This window comes from Kitasatospora sp. NPDC096128, assembly GCF_040303105.1.
Classification (GTDB): Bacteria; Actinomycetota; Actinomycetes; order Streptomycetales; family Streptomycetaceae; genus Kitasatospora.
The window spans coordinates 96406-113633 of record NZ_JBEOSP010000029.1 but is presented as its reverse complement, the minus strand read 5'-3'; the positions used below and the strand labels follow the sequence as shown (position 1 = coordinate 113633).

Here is a 17228-nt window from a genome sequence, read left to right as displayed (position 1 = left end):
CTCTACCCCACCCCCCGGCCTCCGGCAGCCGGCCCGACCCCCGCGTCGCCGCGGGGGGGGGGCGGGCCCCCCCGGAGCCCCCCCCCCCGGCGCCGTCGAGCACCGCCCCGGGGAGGCAACCCGCCGTGCCGACCGCCCGGGGACTTCTACCGTCCACCACCGGCGGGGGGCTCTGTCGTCTGCCACCCGGGAGATCCGGACTCCGGCAGGGCGCCCTGGACGGACCCGCGCCCGACCGGATCCAATACCACCTCCGGACACCAGGGGAGGGGACCGATGCTGACCGACACCTCGACCGCCGCGGGCAGGGCGATCCTGCTTCAAGACCGCTACCCCACGCTCGACGAACTCACCGACACCGCCCACCGCCTGGCCGCCCGCCACCCCCGGCGCTGCCGGGTGCGCACCCTCGGCACCTCCCGCGCCGGCCGCCCCCTCCAGCTCCTCTCGATCAGCCCCGACGACGGCCCCGGCGACCGCCCCGACGCAAGCCCCGGCACCGACCACGTCCTGGTCGTCTCAGGCGCCCACGCCGACGAGTTCTCCGGCCGCGCCGGCCTCGTCGAACTGGCCCACCGCGCCCTGGCCCGCCCCGCCCGGCACCCGGCGACGACCTGGCACCTCCTGCTCTGCCTCGACCCCGACGGCGCGCACCTGGCCCGGGGCGGCCTGCTCTCCCGCACCCTGCCCGCGTACTTCGCCGGCTACTACCGCCCCGCCGCCGACGAGCAGCCCGAATGGGCCCCGGCGATCGGCGGCCGCCTCCCGGAGAGCCGGATCCTGCTCGACCTGATCGACGAACTGCGGCCCGCCCTCCAGCTCTCCCTGCACACCGCCGACGTCGGCGGCACCTTCCTCCAGGCCACCGCCGACCCGACCGCCCTCGCCGCACCCTTCGCCCGCTCCGCCGCCGCCCTCGGCATCCCGGTCGAGACCGGCTCCTTCGACACCCACCGGCTGCCCGCCGTCGGCCCCGGCGTCTTCCTGATGGAGCCCCACCACATCGACACCCAGGAGAACACCACCGGCATGCTCGCCCCCGGCGCCGCCGCCCCGGACGGCGCCCGGGCCGCCACCTGGTTCGCCCCCCGGCGCCACGGCGGGCGCACCGTCGTCGTCGAAGTGCCCGCCTGGACCAGCGACCGGCTCGGCGACCCCGCCCCCGTCCCCGCCGCCGACGCCGAGCGCCACCTGCGCGCCGCCGCCGACCACCTGCGCGAGCGCGGCCGGCAGCTCCCCGGCCTGCCGGCCGGTCTCCCGCCGCACGACAGCCCCCTGCTGCGCGCCGCCCGCACCCAGCTCACCGCACTGCGCCGACTCGCCGACGCCTGGGACCCGTACACCGCCGACCGGCCCCTCCTGCCGCCGCCCCTGCTCACCCGCGCCCACCTGGCCGGCATCGACCTGTGGGCCCACCGCATCCCGGTCCGCGCCGCCGCCCTCCTGCGCCGCGCCACCCCCGACCCCCGCCCCGCCGCCCTCCTCCACACCTGGTGCGCCCACTACCGCCACCGCTTCCGCCCCACCTGGCTGCCCGTCACCCGCCAGGCCGCCCACCACGCCAACACCGCCGAAGCCGCCGCGGCGGCCCCCCGCCTCCCCTGACCGCCCGACCCGCTGCCCTACGACCCTGCGATGTGCCGTTGCAGGCCGATGACCCGCTCGGTGATCCGTGCTGCGGCGCCGGAGCCCGTGAGGAGGGTGACGTTGGCGGGCGCGGAGGACAGCGTCGAGTCGACGGCGATGATCGGGACGGACGACGCGGCCGAGGCGATGCCGGGAGCAGCCTGGCCGAAGGGCGCGCCGACGGTGACGATCAGATCGCAGTGCTGGACGAGCAGCCCCGCCAGGTGCGGAGCGGCCTGTTCCGTAGTGGTCGCCGGTTCGATCATCCGCTGGACGTTGGTGCTGTGCTGTGTTCCGGCCGACTGCATGGCGGACCAGATTCCGGCGACGGTGTCGCCGCCTGTAGCGCTCGCACTGTCCGCCGCCAGACAGGCGGTCGCCCGTCCCGACACGTCGTTCGCCTTGGCGGAGGTCGTACGGGGAGTGCCGTGACCTGTGAACAGCACATAGCCGAGTACGGCAGCGGCGGTGGCTCCCAAGGCGGAAACGACCAGGATCGGGCGGCCGGGACGGAGGCGCGGTGACATGGGACGGGGCCCTCCTGAGGGCGGGGAACCGGTCAGCCGTTCCGCTTGGAACGGGATGTGCGTGACGCGGTGCGTGAACGGGGGGACGGCCGGGGGGATTTGGCGGTCGCCGTCACCGTGGGCCGGTTCTGCGGGGTCTTCCGGGCGCTCCCGCGACTGCGGGACCTGAGCCACAGGAGGGTGGCCGCGGCGCCGCAGGCCAGGGCGATTCCGGCGGATGTCGCGATGACGCCGAACGTGCCGGAATCCCAGCCGGATCCGGTGTCAACGGATACGTGCGGTTCGTGGAGAAGGGGGTTGTCGCGTTCTCCGTCGTCAATGGAAGAAAGTGCCGCGACCGGGTCGATTCTGCCGAAACCGAGTTTCGGGTCGGGGTGATTGTTTCGTTCGACCGTCGTGCTGATGAGGCGGTGAATCACCTGTCCTGCCGTCAAATCCGGATGTGCCGAGCGGATGAGTGCGACAGTGGCCGAGACATAGGCCGCGGCGTAGCTCGTGCCGTCGGCCTTCACGTATCGGCCCTGGTTGTTGGTCGAGTAGATCTCGGCGGCGGGCGCCGCGACGACGATACCTCGCCCGGATTCGCTGGCCGTCCAGAAACCGCCGCTCTCGTCGACTCCGGAAACCGACACGACACCGGGGAAAGCCGCCGGATACATCGGCGGATTCCCCCGGTCGCCCTCGTTGCCCGCAGAGGCGACGACGACGGCGTCCTTGCCCATCGCGTAGGTGACGGCCTGTTTGAGGAGGGGATCCGGATCGGGTGCGCCGAGGGAGACGTTGATGACCCGCGCACCGTGGTCCGCCGCCCAGACGATGCCACGCGCGACCATCGGAGCGGAGACCTGGTTCCCGGTGCCGACGCGGATCGGAAGGATCTTCGCGTCCGGTGCCAGGCCCGTCATGCCCTCGCCGGGGGTCGGGCCACCGGTGCCGGCGATGATGCCGGCGATGGCGGTTCCGTGGGATTCGCCCGAGGTGTCCGTCCGGCCGTCGTCACCGTCGCCGATCAGGCTGCTGCCGGGGAGGACCTGTCCGGCCAGGTCGGGATGCCAGCTCAAGACCTTGGCCGACCCCCAGACCGGCAGCACCCTCGCCTACGGCTACACACCCACCGGCCGGGTCGCCACCATCCAGTACGGCACGGGCAACACTCGCTCCTACACCTACGACGACCAGGGCAACGTCACCGGCGACAGCGTCAAGACCGGCACCGGCACGGCCGTCTCCTCGCTCGCCTACACCTACTACCCGTCAGGCCGCCTCAAGACCCAGACCACCAACGGCCTCGCCGGCGCCACCACCCACACCTACGGCTACGACGCCGCCGGACGACTCAGCACCTGGAACAACGGCGCCGCCACCACCGCCTACGCCTACGACGGCAACGGCAACCTCACCTCCAACGGCACCACCACGGCCACCTACAACCAGCGCAACCAGCTCAGCAGCGCCGGTACCACCAGCTACACCTACACGGCCCGGGGCACCCGCACTGCCGCCACCACCGGCACCACCACGACCAGCGCCACCTACGACGCCTTCGACGAACTGACCGGCCAGGGCGGGCAGTCCTACGCCTACGACGCCCTGGGGCGTCTCACCACCAGCGCCGGACACACCTTCACCTACGACGCGACGAGCAACAACCTCACCTCCGACGGCACGGAGAACTACACCCGCACGCCCTCCGGCGGCCTCACCTCCATCGGAAACCCCACCGGATCCGCCTTCGCCTACAGCGACCGCCACGGCAACCTCGTCGGCACCTTCACCGCAACCGGCACCGCCACTGCCGGCTCCAGCGCCTACGACCCCTGGGGCAAGCCCACCGCGACCGCCGGCACCACCCACGACCTCGGCTACCAGGGCGGCTGGACCGACCCGACCAGCGGTCAGGTCAGCACCGCCAGCCGCTGGTACGACCCCGCCACCGCCGACTTCACCAGCCGCGACACCGCCAACCTCGCCCCCGTCACCGCCGCGGGCGCCAACCGCTACGCCTACGGCGCCGGCGACCCGCTCAGCAACGCCGACCCCAGCGGCCACAACCCGTGCGAGCCGGACAACGTCAGCCCGGACGCCGGTCCGGAGGGAGATGGGTCCGGTGACTCGGCGGCAGCTTCGGCCCCCGCGTACTCCGGAATGAGCGCGAGTGCCTGGGAACGCAAGGCCCAGCACATGGCGGATATGGAAATCGCGGAAGCCGCCTCGCGGAAGGCCTCTTACAACTACATGAGCTATGCGGAATCATCGGCCAATAATCACTACTTCCAGGTAATTAATGCATGGGAGAAGTGGTCAGATGTTCCCATGCCAGCCTCGCAATATGGCCACCTTATGGTGACGGAATCCAATGGTTGGGCGTATTCTGCTCCGTACTCTGGTGAGACCGAATCATCGATGCTCTTTGGCTATCAGATGAAATCGATCAACATGGGTGGATATGGGATGGGCGCCCAAGAAGATTACGAGCATGCAGCCGGCTACAGCAGCTGCGACACCGATGGGTCGGGCCCGGCGCCCCGTCATCACCGCAAGTTCCCGCCCCCGCCGCCGAGGAGCGATCAGTCGCCAGCGGTGGACCCCCACAACCTCGACCCCGTCGCCTGCACCGTCTGTTCCACCCAGACTCCCCAAGGGCGCCCGCTCAACGGTCCCGAGGACGGCAAGACGCAGACCGGGACTCCGGTGTCGCCCGGCGCTGCGCCGGACAGCCCGTTCGTCCCGTCCGGCGATGACCCAGGCCATGATCATGACTATTCGCAGGGATTGCTCATAAAACCTGGAAGTGTCAGCGAACTCGCCCCGTCCGATGCCCCGCCGGTGAACGAGAAGGACTGCGCGGCCGGGAACAGTGCCACTTACTACATGCCCCTGGACAACATGGGGCGCGCTCAGGGCGCCATGGCCTGCCTGGCGAAGGGTGACTACAACTACGTAAACGACAAGGGGAACTGGGCCTACGACACGGAGGACACCAATATCGTCGGAACCGCGACCGAGTTCCCGATCAACTGGGATCACATTCCGCAGGGTTACTACGGGGGAAAGATCCTGCACCGAGGCCACCTGTTGGCGCGTCAGCTCGGCGGAGACGGTAACGACCTGCGAAACCTCGTTCCGCTGTACGCCGCGGTGAACACCCCGACCATGAAGGGCTACGAGGACAGGCTAGCGGCTCGAATTCAGGGCGGAGAGACGTACTTCTACTCCGTCGTCCCGGAGTACGAAGGGGAAAGTAAGATACCCGTGAGCGTCACGCTTCGCTGGGCGGGCAGCTTCGGCGACTCCGATACCGTTGTTCTCAAAAATCGCCCCAAGGGCACTCCGTAGGCGCTGGCAATAGGAGGTTTTTCGGATGTTGTGGGTGGATCGGATCGTTCAGGCCGTCGGATGGCGGCCCCTCGGGCTGGTGATTGACTGGGCCGCTGTGGAAGACGATTTCGGCGTAGCGCTTCCCGGCGACTACAAGTTGCTCTGCGAGACGTTCGGGCCGGGGCAGTTCAGTGGCTATCTCGACGTCCTTCATCCGGACGGCGGGGATTCGCTGGTGGGGTACAACTCGGAACTGCGGTCCATCCCGAGGCCTTCCGATTTCGACCCGTACGCCCCATACCGGATCTTCATGCCAGGGCAGGGAGGGCTGATCCAATGGGGTATCTCCGTTCGTGGTTCTTCCTTCTTCTGGGATGCCAGCAGCGAAGACCCGGATCGGTGGCGCGTGCTCGCTCAGCCGGAGTACGGCGGATGGTCCGAGTTTGACTTCTCGATGTCGGAGTTCCTCTACAGGGTCATTGCGGACGTCCAGCTCGAGGAATTCTCGATCGGAGATCTGGTCGATCCTCCGTTCTTCGAGCCGGCGGCAGGGTAGGTGCTGCACGCGTACCGGAGCACTGGGCACGGCCCCGTCGACCGCTGCGACGAGCGGGGTGTCCGTACGGGGCGGATGAACGGCCGGATCATCCGCCCTCAGGCACGGGCCCGCGCCCGGCCGGCATCGGCCGTGCCCCCGGCGTCGGCGTGCCCTTGCGGGCCGGCTCTGGGGGAGGGCAGCCGCCGCCGTCCTCCGACAGCAGCGAGCCCCGTACCCGCTGGACGTAACGCTCGATCAGGTGGCACAGCACGCCGACCGTCGCGGCGACGTCCGGTGCCGGGACGCCGGCCAGGGCGTCGGTCAGGCCGGTGATGTTGGCCTGTTTCAGTCGGTCGAGCAGGGCCAGCCCGTCGGCGGTGAGGGCGACCCGGCGGGCCCGCCGGTCCAGGGCGTCGGGGGTGCGCGCCACCAGGTGCTGGCCCTCCAGGCGGTCGATCTGCCGGGTGACGTGGGAGGGCTTGACCATCAGCCGCTCGGCCAGGTCGCCCACCCGGCTGGGCCCGTCCGCCTCGCAGAGGGCGCGCAGCAGGTAGACGTCCGAGCGGGCGGCGGTGATGCCGGCCTTGGCGGTGCGGCGCTCGTGCTCCTGGGAGCGGGTCAGCAGGTAGGCCAGCGAGGCCAGTACGGCCTCCAGGTCTGTGGTGGCGGTGTCCGCGGTGGCGGTCCGATCGTCTGCGGCGTCCGACATGGGGGAACTTTAGCGGCCGGTGCGCCTCCCGGCTGCGGCGCAGACCGGTCACCGGATTTCGGACAGAATCGGCGCCCACCGGGTGGGCTCTTTCGCCGACACTGACCGCGAGTTAGCGTGACAGCGAGTTAGTTGCTTTTGGCACGTAAATGCTCAGGGCCCGCACGCCCGCCGCACGCCAGCCGTACATCCGCACGCCCCCGCACGCCGTACGCCCGCGCACCGGACCCGCGCACCCGTACGGCACCGCGACCGGGCCGGACCGACCATCCGGCCATCCGGCACAGCCAGCTCCGAGAGGGGAGCCCCCCATGGCCACCGCCGCACAGACCCCCCGCTTCACCCACCCCGCCGCCCGCGGCACCTGCCCGTTCGCCCCGCCGCCGGTCTACCGGCAGGCCCAGCAGGAGGAGCCGATCAGCCGCATCTCCCTCTGGGACGGTTCCCCCAGCTGGCTGCTCACCCGCCACCAGGACATCAAGGCGGCGCTCTCCGACCCCCGCTTCAGCTCCGACTCCACCCGCCCCGGCTTCCCCTTCGTCAGCGCCGGCGCCCGCCAGCTGAACAACGGCCAGCCCACCTTCATCCGGATGGACGACCCCGAGCACGCCCGCCTGCGCCGGATGCTCACCGGCGAATTCATGATCAAGAAGGTCGAGGCGCTGCGCCCCGAGGTCCAGCGCATCGCCGACGAGCTGCTGGACAGGATGACCGAGGGCCGCACCGAGGCCGACCTGGTCGGCGGGTTCGCCCTGCCGCTGCCCTCCCTGGTCATCTGCCTGCTGCTCGGAGTCCCCTACCAGGACCACGAGTTCTTCCAGGAGTGCAGCCGCGTCCTGCTGCGCCGCGACTCCGCGGTCGAGGACGTCATCACCGCCCAGGCCCGCCTGACCGACTACCTGGAGGAACTCACCGAGGCCAAGCGCACCCACCCCGACGACGGCATCCTCAGCCGCCTGGTGGAGCGCGGCGAGCTGAACACCAAGGAGATCGGCGCGATGGGCCGGCTGCTGCTGGTCGCCGGGCACGAGACCACCGCCAACATGACCGCGCTCTCCGTCCTCGCCCTGCTGCGCAACCCCGCCCAGCTCGACCACCTGCGCCGCCACCCCGAGGCCGTCCCCGGCGCCGTCGAGGAGCTGCTGCGCTACCTGACCATCGTGCACTCCGGCCTGACCAGGGTCGCCACCGAGGACGTCGACCTCGGCGGGGTGCGGATCCGGGCCGGGGAGGGCGTCGTCTGCATGATCAGCGCCGCCAACCGGGACCCGGGGGAGTTCCCCGACGCCGACGCACTCGACCTGACCCGCGACGCCCGCCGCCACCTGGCCTTCGGCTTCGGCGTCCACCAGTGCCTGGGCCAGCCCCTGGCCCGGCTGGAACTGCAGATCGCCCTCGACACCGTCCTGCGCCGCCTGCCCGGGCTGCGCCTGGCCGCACCCTTCGAGGACGTCCGCTTCCGCGGCGAGATGCTCATCTACGGCGTCCACGAACTGCCCGTCGCCTGGTAGCCCGCCCTTACCTCCGCCCCACCCCCGCCCTCACCCCCCGCCCCCACCCCCGTCCCACCCCCGAAGGGAACCCCATGCTCGTCCGGATCGACCAGGACAAGTGCTGCGGCGCCGGCCACTGCGTGCTCGCCGCCCCCGAGGTCTTCGACCAGCGCGACGAGGACGGCATCGTCGTCCTGCTCGACGCCCGCCCCCCGGCCGACCTCCACCAGGCCGTCCAGGACGCCGCCGCCGTCTGCCCGGCCGCGGCGATCACCCTGGAACACGCGTGACCGCACCGCGCGAGGTGGCCGTCGTCGGAGCCGGCGCCGCCGGACTGCACGCCGCCGAGGCGCTGCGCCGGGCCGGCTACGACGGCCGCCTCACCCTCGTCGGGGCCGAGCCCGAGCCCCCGTACGACCGGCCGCCGCTGTCCAAGCAGCTGCTCGACGGCCGGCTGGCGCCGCAGAAGCTGGCCCTGCGCGAGCCCGCCGCGCTGGAGGGGCTGCGGCTCGACCTGCGCCTGGGCGTGGCGGCCGAACGCCTGGACCGCGGCGCCCGCACGGTGCACCTGGCCGACGGCCGCCGGGTGCGCTGCGACGCCCTCGTGGTGGCCACCGGCGTCCGCCCGCGCCGGCTGCCCGGCGCCGAGGCACCCCTGCCCGGCGCCCACGTGCTGCGCACCCTGGCCGACGCCCTCGCCCTGCGCGAGGAACTGCGGCCGGGCGTAAGGCTGTTGGTGGTCGGCGGCGGACTGCTCGGCGCCGAGGCGGCGGCCACCGCGGTCGGGCTCGGCGCCGAGGTGACCTGGCTGGTGGCGGCCGCCGCGCCGCTGGCCGCCGTCCTGGGCGCCGAGACGGCCGCGCTGCTGACCGGCCTGCACCGCGAGCACGGGGTGCGGATCCACCGGGGCGCGGCCGCCGCCGTGCTCCGGCGGCACGGCCGGGCCGCCGGCGTGCGGCTCGCCGACGGCGGCGAACTGGCCGCCGACGCCGTGCTGATGGCCATCGGGTCGGTGCCGGCCACCGAGTGGCTGGCCGGCAGCGGGGTGCCCCTGGCGGACGGCGTGGCCTGCGACGCCCACTGCGCCGCCGGGCCCGGCGTCTGGGCGGCCGGCGACGCCGCCTCCTGGCCCGACCCGCGCACCGGCCGGCGCCGGCGCATGGAGCAGCGCACCAACGCCACCGACCAGGCCCTGCTCGCCGCCCGCAACCTGCTGGCCGGCCCGGACGGCGCCCGCCAGGCCTACGCACCGGTCCCGTACCTGTGGACCGACCAGTACGGCCTGCGGGTGCAGGCCTTCGGCAGCCCCGGCGGCGCCGACCGCTTCGAAGTGGTCGACGGCAGCCTCGCCGAGCACCGCTTCGCCGCCGCCTGCCTGCGGGAGGGCCGGGTCACCGGCGCGGTGGGCATCGCCGCCGCCCGGGCCCTGCGCGCGCTGCGCGCCCAGGTCGCGGCCCACGGCCCCTGGCCGCCCGCCGCCGAGCGGGAGGCCGCTGCGGTCGGCTGAGCGGGTCAGCGGCCCGGTACGCCCTCCCCGTCCGGGAGGGCGTACCGGGCCACGCCCTCGCCCAGCGACCAGTCCACCGGCGCGTTCTCGGTCAGGACGACGAACACGTTGCGCGGCTCGGTGCCCGCGTAGGCGTGGGCGAGCTCGGCGATCCTGCGGTACAGCGCCCGCTTGCGCTCGTCGGCGCGCCCGGCGCGCAGCGTGATCGCCACGTAGACGATGCCCTCGTCCCGCCGCACCCCGAGGTAACCGCCGTACCGCAGCGTGCCGTTGACGCCGTCGTGGTCGGTGAGCACCTGGAAGCGGTCGTCGGGCGGGATCCCGATCGTCTCCACCAGCGCCTCGTGCACGGCGCGCCCCAGGGCGTCGAGCCGCTCCGGTCCGGCCCCCAGTGCGTCGATGCGGACGAACGGCATGCCGACTCCCTTCCCTCGTCTCCGGTCCCCAGCAACTGTACGTACCAGTAGGTACAGCCATCGGCGGCCGACCCGCAAGGGGCAGCGGCCCGCCGACCCGGCGACTCCGGGGGCGAATCGCTACATTGGGGACATTTGGCAGCAGCGCCAGGCACCGTGCGCCCACGCAGAGAAGGCCGACCGCCTTCGGAAAGGGTCCCCATGCACCCCGCCCTCAGCCCCGCCGTCCTCGCCGAACTGCGCCGCCCCCGGCCCTACCCGGCGGTGTCCATCCTGATGCCCACCCACCGCCGCGAACCGGACAACGCCCAGGACCCGGTACGGCTGCGCAACCTGGTGGCCGAGGCGAAGGAGCGGCTCCAGGCCGACCCCGAGGTCTCCCGGGCCGACCGGATCGACGTCACCGCCCGGCTCGACAAGGCCCTCGCCGAGGTGGACCTGGTGCACGCCGAGGACGGCCTGGCGATCCTCGCCGCGCCCGGCGAGCACCAGGTCTGGACCTTCGCCCGCACCGCCCCCGCCCGGGTGGTCCTGTCCGACACCTTCCTCACCCGCAACCTCGTCTCCGCCCAGGCCGCCGAGCGCCCCTACTGGGTGCTCGCCGTCGCCGCCGACCGGGCCGTGCTGTGGAGCGGCGACCCGGAGCGGGTCACCGAGGAGCGCGCCCACGGCTTCCCGCTGACCCGCGCCCTCATCGACAACCCCGACCCGGAACGCCGCGAGCGCATCGGCGACACCCCCAGCACCTTCCGCGACGAGGAGACCAAGACCTTCCTGCGCCAGGCCGACACCGCGATCGGCAGGGTGCTGGCCGCCGACCCCCGCCCGCTGTACGTCGTCGGCGACGCGCCCGCCCTGGCCCTGCTGGACGCCGCCGGCCCGATCACCAAGGAGGCCACCGCCCAGATCCCGCACGGCGGCCTCGCCCAGGCCGACGTCGAGACCGTGCGCAAGGTGGTCGGGCCCGCCGTGCGCGCCCACGCCGAGCAGGAGACCGCCGACGCCCTCGCCCGGCTCGACAAGGCCCGCGGCCGCTCCTCCTACGCCGCCGGCCTCGACGAGGTCTGGCAGGCGGTGGGGGAGGGGCGCATCGCCTTCCTGGTGGTCGAGGAGAACCACCGCGCCACCGTCCGCGACGCCGGCGAGCACCTCGTCCCCGCCGAGGCCGGCGAGGCCGGGGCCCGCGAGGACATCGTCGACGAGGTCATCGAGCGCGCCCTCGACACCGGCGCCCGGGTCGCCTTCGTCCCCGACGGCACCCTCACCGACGCCCGCGGCATCGCCGCCGACCTGCGCTACTGACCGTTCCCCTCAAGCGATCAGGAGGGGGTCCTGGACCCGGCTCCGATCACTGCGTGCGTCCCGGACGGTGGTGGATGCCCGGCCGGTCGCCCGCGTTCCCGTGGTCCCCGTCCGGCTGTGCGCACCGTGCGCACGGTCCGTGACGGGGCGACGGGTCTCCTCACGCCCCCGCACGCCCGGTGGGGCGGTCGTCGGTGAAGTCGGTGAAGTCGGTGAAGCAGGAGGTCGACCGTAAATCGTTTGGGCGGGCGGCCCGCCGACTGCTACCGTCAGCGCAGCCGTGAGAAAAACGCGAGGAGGTGAGACCCATGAAGGCAGTTACCGGGTGGGTGCTCCCCCTTGTCGTCACGGTGGGCGATTGACGTTGGTGTCGCCCGGGAGCGCCTCAGGCAAGGCACTTCCGAAAGGCAACACCATGAACTCTGCGCATTCCGCCCCGAACCCCCCTGCCGTGACGCGGGTCTCGGACACCGAGTGGCAGGCCGTCGACGACGGCCTGGCGGTCGGGCGTGCCGACGCCTCCCAGCGGCCCGACGGGCGGCTGTTCGTCAGCATCGACGCCTGGCAGGACACGGTCTTCGACCGCCTCGCCACCGCGCTGCTCGCCGACCTGCCCGCCCCGCTGCACACCGTCGCCGACGAGGGCGACCACGACACGCTGGCCGCCTGGCGGCGGGCCGGCTTCACCGCGGCGCGCCGCGAACGGGCCTACCTGGTGCCCACCGACCCGCAGGCCACCGGCCTCGGCACGGCCCTGCCCCCGGAGGGCGTCACGATCCTGCCCGCCGGCCTGGCCGAGGAGGGCCCGCTGCGCGCCCTGGAGCGCGTCATCCACGACGAGGTCGAGGCCGGCGCCGGCTGGCCGGCGATACCGGCCCAGGTACTGCCCCGCCCGGCGGGCACCCTCGTCGTCGACCCCACCAAGTACGCGGTGGCGTGCCAGGGCGACCGGTACGTGGGGCTGATCCGGGTGACCCCGCCCCGCCGGCCGCGGATCGGGCTGATCGCCGTGCGCGCCGAGCTGCACCGCCGGGGCATCGCCCGGGCGCTGCTGGCCCACGCGCTGGACGCGCTGCACCGCGGCGGCACCGCCACCGCCTGGGCCGAGGTGACGGAGACCGACACGGCCGCCACCGCGCTCCTGGAGGGCGTCGGCGCCCGGCGCGCGGGCAGCACCCTGGAACTGGTGCACCGCTGACACGCCTACCGGCCGCCCCGCAACGAACGAACCACCCCGACACCGGGCGAAGAAGAGAGAGGTGAACACCATGACCAAGACGACGAACGGCATCGAAGTCGAAGGCACCGTCATCGAGTGCCTGCGCAACGCCAACTTCAAGGTGGAACTCCAGAACGGGCACGTCGTGCTCGCCCACATCAGCGGCAAGGTCCGCAAGAACCACATCAAGATCCTCCCGCACGACCGGGTGCTCGTGGAGCTCAGCCCCTACGACCTCACCCGCGGCCGGATCCGCTACCGCTACCGCAACTAGTGACCGGAGGCCCGGCACGCTCCCCCGTGGCGTGCCGGGCCACCGGTGGTTCTGCCGCGCCGGACTGACGGGCCCGGCGCATCGCGGTGTTCCTCGTGGAGGAGGATGCCAGCGCGCGCGGCCGCAGTGTTGGCCCTGCGTCTCCGCTTCCTTGGCAATGCGTCTACACGCCCCCCGAACCGTCCCCGCTCCCGTCCCCGTCCCCGGCCCCGGCCTCGGCCAGGGTCAGGGCCAGGTGCCGGTGCTCGCGGGGCGAGAGCCCGTACGCGGCCCGGAAGGCGCGGCTGAAGTCGTCCGCGCGCGGGACGCCCCAGCGGGCGGCGACGGCCTGGACCGGCAGGGTGCGCAGCGCCGGGTCGGCCAGGTCGCGCCGGGCCCGCTCCAGCCGCTGCCCGCGGATCCACGCGGCCAGCGTCCGCCCGTCCTCGGAGTGCCGGGTGAAGACCCGGTGCAGGTGGCTGACGGAGACGTGGTGGGCGGCGGCGATCACCGCCGGGGTCAGGTCCGGGTCGTGGAGGTTGCGCCGGACGAAGGCCCGCACGGCCTGCGCCAGGGCCCGCTGCCGGGCGTCCTCCGGCACGGCCGCCCCGGCCTCCAGCTCCCCGGCCACCCACGCCGCCACCAGGTCGACCGCGATCGTCCCCAGCCGCGCCGCCTCGGCCGGCCCCAGCGCCGCGGCCTGCCGGTCCAGCCCCACCAGGAAGTCCGACAACAGTGCGCAGGTGCCCTCCCGCACCGAGAACCCCCGGCCCAGCAGGTCGCGCAGCCGGTGCGGCGGCAACGGCAGCAACGACACCGGGAAGTCGATGCCCACGGCCTCGGTCCGCTGCTCCCGGCGGCCCTCGGCGCGGGCCCCGAGGGCCCGCACCTCGTACGGGTGCGAGCTGTCCACCAGGTAGAGGTCGCCGCGCCCGAAGGTGCGGGTGCGCTCCCGGGTGCCGCGCGTCAGCGACAGCCCGCCGTCGAGCGGCATCGTCAGGTGGTACACCCCGGGGTCCGTGCGCCGCACCATGGCGGCGGTGCGCCGGAAGCGGGTCGGCGGGAACGAGGACCGCAGGAGGGTCACCGGTCCCAGCTCCAGGCGCCGCATCTCCGCCCGGAAGTCGTCGGCGTGCTCGCTGGTCATCTCGCTGGCCCGGGTGCGCCCGATCAGCTCCCGCCAGCAGTCGAACCGCTCCCGCACGGGCACACCCTCGCCCCGGAACACGCTCTCCGCCCTCGCGGCCACCTCGCCGCCTCCCTTCCCGCTCCGCTTCCCGGCCCGGCCGCCCGCCGGACCGTCGACCGTAGCCGATCCCCGCCCGGGCCCCCGCCAGGGCCTGCCCTAAGGGGCCAGCAGCGCGCAGACGAAGTCCTCCTCGACCGCCCGCAGGTGCGCCAGCAGGTCCGGGCTGCCCGTCTCGTTCACCTGCGCGGTGACGGAGACGGTCAGGCTGCGCCGCCCGTCGGGGGTGCCCGCGCCGAGCTGGGTGTAGCCGGCGGTGTTGCCGGTGTGGCCGTACACCGTGCCGCAGCGGGTGGTGTACTCGAAGATCGCCAGCCCGGCGCGGTTGGTGCCGGGGCCGGCGGGTTCGGAGGCGCCGTCGACGAAGGCCCGCTGCTGGGCGCGGGTGGCGTCGCCGATCAGCGGGCCGCCCGCCCATCCGGCGGCGAAGGCGCTGAAGTCGGCGGGGGTGGAGACCAGGCCGCCCGAGGCCCAGGCGCCGGAGGCGCCGAACCGGGTGCTGACGTCCTGGGGCGGGGCGGGCGGTTGGACGTCGTAGCCGTGCAGGTAGGGCCTGGGCAGCCGGTAGCCGGAGGGCAGGCTGGTGCCGGTGAGGCCGAGCGGGCGGTAGACCTGGGAGGCCAGCAGGTCCTCGTAGCGCTGCCCGGTGGCGGCCTCGGCCATCAGGGCGACGGCGATGTTGTCGGAGTTGGAGTACTGGTAGCGGGTGCCGGGGTCGAACTCCAGGGGCCGGCCGGCGACGAAGTCCAGCAGGTGCCGGGAGTCGAAGACGTGGTGGGGGTCGGCGTTCAGCAGGGCGCCGAACTCCGGCGCCCTGCTGTAGTCGGGCAGGCCGCTGGTGTGGTCGAGCAGCTGGCGCAGCGTCACCGCGCCCCAGTCGGCGGGCAGCGCGGGCAGCCGCCGGGCGAGGGTGTCGTCGAGGCCGAGCAGTCCGCAGTCCACCAGCCGCAGGGCGACGGCGCCGCTGAACGCCTTCGCGGCGCTGGCCAGGCGCATGTGGTCCTCGGCGCGCGGCTCGCGGCGGGTGCCGACCTCGGCGGTGCCGGCCCGGATCACCCGCACCCGGTCGTCCTCGCGCAGGACGGCGATGGCGCCGGGCGGGCCGTCCGGGCGCTCGACCAGTTCCCGCAGCCTGGCCCGCAGCGCCCGGTCGCCGTCCTGGTGGCCGTCCCGGCCGGCGGCCGCGGCGCCGCCGGCGGGTGCCAGCGCGAGCGAGGCGGCGAGCAGGACGGTGACGGCGGGCAGGACGGTGACGGCGGGCAGTGCCGAACGGCGGGGGCGCGGTGACATGACGGATCCTCCGGAGGGGCGATTCGGTGACCGGGCGGCCGGGCGGCCGGGTGGTTCGGGGGCAAGGGATCACCGCCCGGGCAGCCGGGGAAACGGCCCGCCGCCCGCCGTGACCCGCCTGGTCGACGCGGCGGCGGGGGAGGGGGCCCGACGCACCGTTTTGCGAACCCTTTGCTAGCATCCGCGCACCGAGAAGTGGATCAAGGGAGCGGCAGTGGAGCAGGGGCGGATGGAGCTGGCGTTCACGCCGACGGACGAGGACTTCCGGGAGGCCTTCGCCGCCCAGGCCCGGCACACCACGGCGGGCCGGGCGGCGCGGGTGCTCTGGTGGGTCCCGGCGGCGGTCTCGCTGCTGGGCGGCGCGCTGAAGCTGGCGGACGGCGGGGCGGGGGCCTCGGACGCGGTGATGGCGCTCGCCCTGGTGGCGCTGGCGGTGTACGCGCCGCGGCTGCAGGCGGCCTCGGCGCACCGACGGGTGAGCCGGCGCGGCGGGCCCCGCACCGTGGTGGTGGACGGCGCCGGGGTGAGCGTCACCGACCGCTGCGGCACCCAGACGCGGGCGTGGTCGACGCTGTCCGGCTTCGTGGAGACCGAGCACCTGTTCCTGGCGCTGACCCGCCGCGGCGCCTGCCTGCTCATCCTGGCCAAGCGCGGCACCCCGGACCCCGACGCGCTGCGCGCCCTCCTGGCCCGGCATGCGGCCCACGTCGGCCGCCCGGCGCCCGCGGACCCGGCGCCCGCGGACCCGGCCCCGCGGGCTGGGGTCTGACGCCTCGGGGCCCCGGAGCGCCTGAAGCCCCGGAGTGTCTGAAGCCCCGAAGCGTCTGAAGCCCCGAAGCCCTCAGCCCTGGAACGGCCCCTCGTCCACGAAGGTGCGCAGCAGCCGGGCGAAGGCCCGGGCGTCGGCCGCCGGCCAGGAGGCGAGGGAGTCCTCGATGCGGGCCGCCAGGCGCTGCCGGGTGGCCCGCACCGCGTCCTGCCCGCGGTCGGTGAGGACGAGCAGGGTCGCGCGCCGGTCGCCGGGGTCGGCCTCGCGGCGCAACAGGCCGGCCTCCTCCAGCCGGTCGGCGCGGCGGGTCACGGTGGTGCGGTCCAGCCCGATCTCGCGGCCCAGGTCGGCGGCGCTGCACGCTCCGGTGCGGGCCAGGCCGCTGAGGACCGGGTAGGTGAGCTCGTCGACGGCCTCCCCCAGGCCGTCGGTGAGCCGGGCGTACAGGCCGGCGCGGGTGCTGCGCCGCAGCAGCAGTCCCAGGGCCTCGGCGATCTCATGTCCCGTCGGATTCGTCACCCCTTCAGATTAGCGTGCGCTGCACACGCTTTTCCCGTCCCATCGGATGCGTGCTCACCGAAGGGCGCCGAGCACGACCGCGACCGCGGCCTCGGCAGCGCCCGCTGACCACCCCGCCCCACGGCCTGCGGGCCCCCGCCTACGGCCGCTCGCCCGCGCCCTCGGTGTCGATGTGCGGCAGCACCCGGTCCAGGAAGCGCGGCGTCCACCAGGCCGCCGGCCCCAGCAGCGTCATCACCGCCGGCACCAGCAGCAGCCGCACCACCGTGGCATCCACCAGCACGCTGACCGCCAGGCCCAGGCCCATCATCTTGATCACCACGTTGTCGCTGACGATGAACGCGGCGAACACGCTCACCATGATCAGCGCGGCGCAGGTGATCACCCGCGCGGTGATCTCCAGCGCGTGCGCCACCGAGTCCTGGCTGCGCCCGGTGAGGGCCTCGGCGAGGCCGATGTGGATCCGGCCGTTGGAGGCGTTGGCCGTCAGCTCGCC

Annotated in this window: 18 protein-coding genes; 10 read left to right on the top strand and 8 right to left on the bottom strand. The window is 73.8% G+C overall.

All coding sequences use genetic code 11. The annotated features are described in order from the left end of the window. Positions 1-276 precede the first annotated feature (276 nt). On the top strand, positions 277-1605 hold the full coding sequence (locus tag ABTY61_RS28480) for a M14 family zinc carboxypeptidase (RefSeq protein WP_350507957.1): 1329 nt from the start codon (positions 277-279) through the stop codon (positions 1603-1605). Between the two features lie 17 nt (positions 1606-1622). Here ABTY61_RS28480 and ABTY61_RS28475 read toward each other — a convergent pair whose 3' ends face one another. Both ABTY61_RS28475 and ABTY61_RS28470 read right to left on the bottom strand, forming a co-directional pair. Continuing rightward, positions 1623-2153: a type 1 periplasmic-binding domain-containing protein gene (locus ABTY61_RS28475; RefSeq protein WP_350507956.1), complete on the bottom strand. Its 531-nt coding sequence runs from the start codon at positions 2151-2153 to the stop codon at positions 1623-1625. A gap of 32 nt (positions 2154-2185) precedes the next feature. Next, positions 2186-3214 (bottom strand): S8 family serine peptidase, encoded by a 1029-nt coding sequence (locus ABTY61_RS28470; protein WP_350507955.1) that lies wholly within the window; start codon positions 3212-3214, stop codon positions 2186-2188. Between the two features lie 4 nt (positions 3215-3218). Between ABTY61_RS28470 and ABTY61_RS28465 the strand changes: the two genes are divergently transcribed. Both ABTY61_RS28465 and ABTY61_RS28460 read left to right on the top strand, forming a co-directional pair. Further along, positions 3219-5489, top strand: coding sequence for a DNA/RNA non-specific endonuclease (locus tag ABTY61_RS28465; RefSeq protein WP_350507954.1), 2271 nt, complete (start codon positions 3219-3221; stop codon positions 5487-5489). 34 nt (positions 5490-5523) lie between these two features. Then, a complete protein-coding gene (locus ABTY61_RS28460; protein ID WP_350507953.1) occupies positions 5524-6027 on the top strand; it encodes an SMI1/KNR4 family protein in 504 nt (167 codons plus the stop codon). A gap of 88 nt (positions 6028-6115) precedes the next feature. Here the strand turns inward: ABTY61_RS28460 and ABTY61_RS28455 are convergent, their stop codons facing one another. Further along, positions 6116-6718 carry a MarR family winged helix-turn-helix transcriptional regulator gene (locus ABTY61_RS28455; protein ID WP_350507952.1) on the bottom strand — a complete coding sequence of 201 codons (603 nt, stop codon included), beginning with the start codon at positions 6716-6718 and terminating at the stop codon, positions 6116-6118. Positions 6719-7029: 311 nt separating this feature from the next. Between ABTY61_RS28455 and ABTY61_RS28450 the strand changes: the two genes are divergently transcribed. From ABTY61_RS28450 to ABTY61_RS28440, 3 genes are all read left to right on the top strand, one after another. Next, on the top strand, positions 7030-8229 hold the full coding sequence (locus ABTY61_RS28450) for a cytochrome P450 (protein ID WP_350507951.1): 1200 nt from the start codon (positions 7030-7032) through the stop codon (positions 8227-8229). A gap of 74 nt (positions 8230-8303) precedes the next feature. Next, the gene (locus ABTY61_RS28445; protein WP_350507950.1) at positions 8304-8501 is read left to right on the top strand and encodes a ferredoxin; all 198 of its coding nucleotides are present in this window, start codon (positions 8304-8306) and stop codon (positions 8499-8501) included. Further along, positions 8498-9718: an NAD(P)/FAD-dependent oxidoreductase gene (locus ABTY61_RS28440; RefSeq protein ID WP_350507949.1), complete on the top strand. Its 1221-nt coding sequence runs from the start codon at positions 8498-8500 to the stop codon at positions 9716-9718. Before ABTY61_RS28445 ends, ABTY61_RS28440 begins: the two co-directional genes overlap by 4 nt. Before the next feature lie 5 nt (positions 9719-9723). Here ABTY61_RS28440 and ABTY61_RS28435 read toward each other — a convergent pair whose 3' ends face one another. Beyond that, the gene (locus ABTY61_RS28435) at positions 9724-10134 is read right to left on the bottom strand and encodes a tautomerase family protein (RefSeq protein WP_350507948.1); all 411 of its coding nucleotides are present in this window, start codon (positions 10132-10134) and stop codon (positions 9724-9726) included. A 201-nt stretch (positions 10135-10335) separates the two neighbouring features. On the opposite strand from ABTY61_RS28435, the gene ABTY61_RS28430 reads away from it, so the two are divergent. The 3 genes from ABTY61_RS28430 (at position 10336) to infA (ending at position 12929) form a co-directional block, all read left to right on the top strand. Then, positions 10336-11436, top strand: coding sequence for a baeRF3 domain-containing protein (locus ABTY61_RS28430; protein WP_350507947.1), 1101 nt, complete (start codon positions 10336-10338; stop codon positions 11434-11436). Between the two features lie 415 nt (positions 11437-11851). After that, on the top strand, positions 11852-12634 hold the full coding sequence (locus ABTY61_RS28425) for a GNAT family N-acetyltransferase (RefSeq protein WP_350507946.1): 783 nt from the start codon (positions 11852-11854) through the stop codon (positions 12632-12634). A 70-nt stretch (positions 12635-12704) separates the two neighbouring features. Further along, on the top strand, positions 12705-12929 hold the full coding sequence (infA, locus tag ABTY61_RS28420) for a translation initiation factor IF-1 (RefSeq protein ID WP_188306513.1): 225 nt from the start codon (positions 12705-12707) through the stop codon (positions 12927-12929). Between the two features lie 163 nt (positions 12930-13092). Here infA and ABTY61_RS28415 read toward each other — a convergent pair whose 3' ends face one another. Further along, positions 13093-14157 carry an AraC family transcriptional regulator gene (locus tag ABTY61_RS28415; RefSeq protein WP_350507945.1) on the bottom strand — a complete coding sequence of 355 codons (1065 nt, stop codon included), beginning with the start codon at positions 14155-14157 and terminating at the stop codon, positions 13093-13095. 96 nt (positions 14158-14253) lie between these two features. After that, positions 14254-15444, bottom strand: coding sequence for a serine hydrolase domain-containing protein (locus tag ABTY61_RS28410; RefSeq protein ID WP_350507944.1), 1191 nt, complete (start codon positions 15442-15444; stop codon positions 14254-14256). Positions 15445-15658: 214 nt separating this feature from the next. Here ABTY61_RS28410 and ABTY61_RS28405 point away from each other — a divergent pair, with 214 nt between their 5' ends. Continuing rightward, positions 15659-16213: a YcxB family protein gene (locus tag ABTY61_RS28405; RefSeq protein ID WP_350507943.1), complete on the top strand. Its 555-nt coding sequence runs from the start codon at positions 15659-15661 to the stop codon at positions 16211-16213. Positions 16214-16285: 72 nt separating this feature from the next. Here the strand turns inward: ABTY61_RS28405 and ABTY61_RS28400 are convergent, their stop codons facing one another. Both ABTY61_RS28400 and ABTY61_RS28395 read right to left on the bottom strand, forming a co-directional pair. Continuing rightward, complete coding sequence (locus ABTY61_RS28400; protein WP_350507942.1) at positions 16286-16732, bottom strand: MarR family winged helix-turn-helix transcriptional regulator; 447 nt, start codon at positions 16730-16732, stop codon at positions 16286-16288. Positions 16733-16871: 139 nt separating this feature from the next. Then, positions 16872-17228, bottom strand: a 357-nt coding sequence (locus ABTY61_RS28395) for an MMPL family transporter (protein WP_350507941.1), incomplete at its 5' end; no start/stop codon positions are given.

Bases quoted from the DNA above. Each gene is read 5' to 3' on its own strand.
- ABTY61_RS28480 (WP_350507957.1), top strand. From the start codon at position 277: ATGCTGACCGACACCTCGACCGCCGCGGGCAGGGCGATCCTGCTTCAA.
- ABTY61_RS28475 (WP_350507956.1), bottom strand. From the start codon at position 2,153: ATGTCACCGCGCCTCCGTCCCGGCCGCCCGATCCTGGTCGTTTCCGCC.
- ABTY61_RS28455 (WP_350507952.1), bottom strand. From the start codon at position 6,718: ATGTCGGACGCCGCAGACGATCGGACCGCCACCGCGGACACCGCCACC.
- ABTY61_RS28450 (WP_350507951.1), top strand. From the start codon at position 7,030: ATGGCCACCGCCGCACAGACCCCCCGCTTCACCCACCCCGCCGCCCGC.
- ABTY61_RS28445 (WP_350507950.1), top strand. From the start codon at position 8,304: ATGCTCGTCCGGATCGACCAGGACAAGTGCTGCGGCGCCGGCCACTGC.
- ABTY61_RS28435 (WP_350507948.1), bottom strand. From the start codon at position 10,134: ATGCCGTTCGTCCGCATCGACGCACTGGGGGCCGGACCGGAGCGGCTC.
- ABTY61_RS28430 (WP_350507947.1), top strand. From the start codon at position 10,336: ATGCACCCCGCCCTCAGCCCCGCCGTCCTCGCCGAACTGCGCCGCCCC.
- ABTY61_RS28425 (WP_350507946.1), top strand. From the start codon at position 11,852: ATGAACTCTGCGCATTCCGCCCCGAACCCCCCTGCCGTGACGCGGGTC.
- infA (WP_188306513.1), top strand. From the start codon at position 12,705: ATGACCAAGACGACGAACGGCATCGAAGTCGAAGGCACCGTCATCGAG.
- ABTY61_RS28410 (WP_350507944.1), bottom strand. From the start codon at position 15,444: ATGTCACCGCGCCCCCGCCGTTCGGCACTGCCCGCCGTCACCGTCCTG.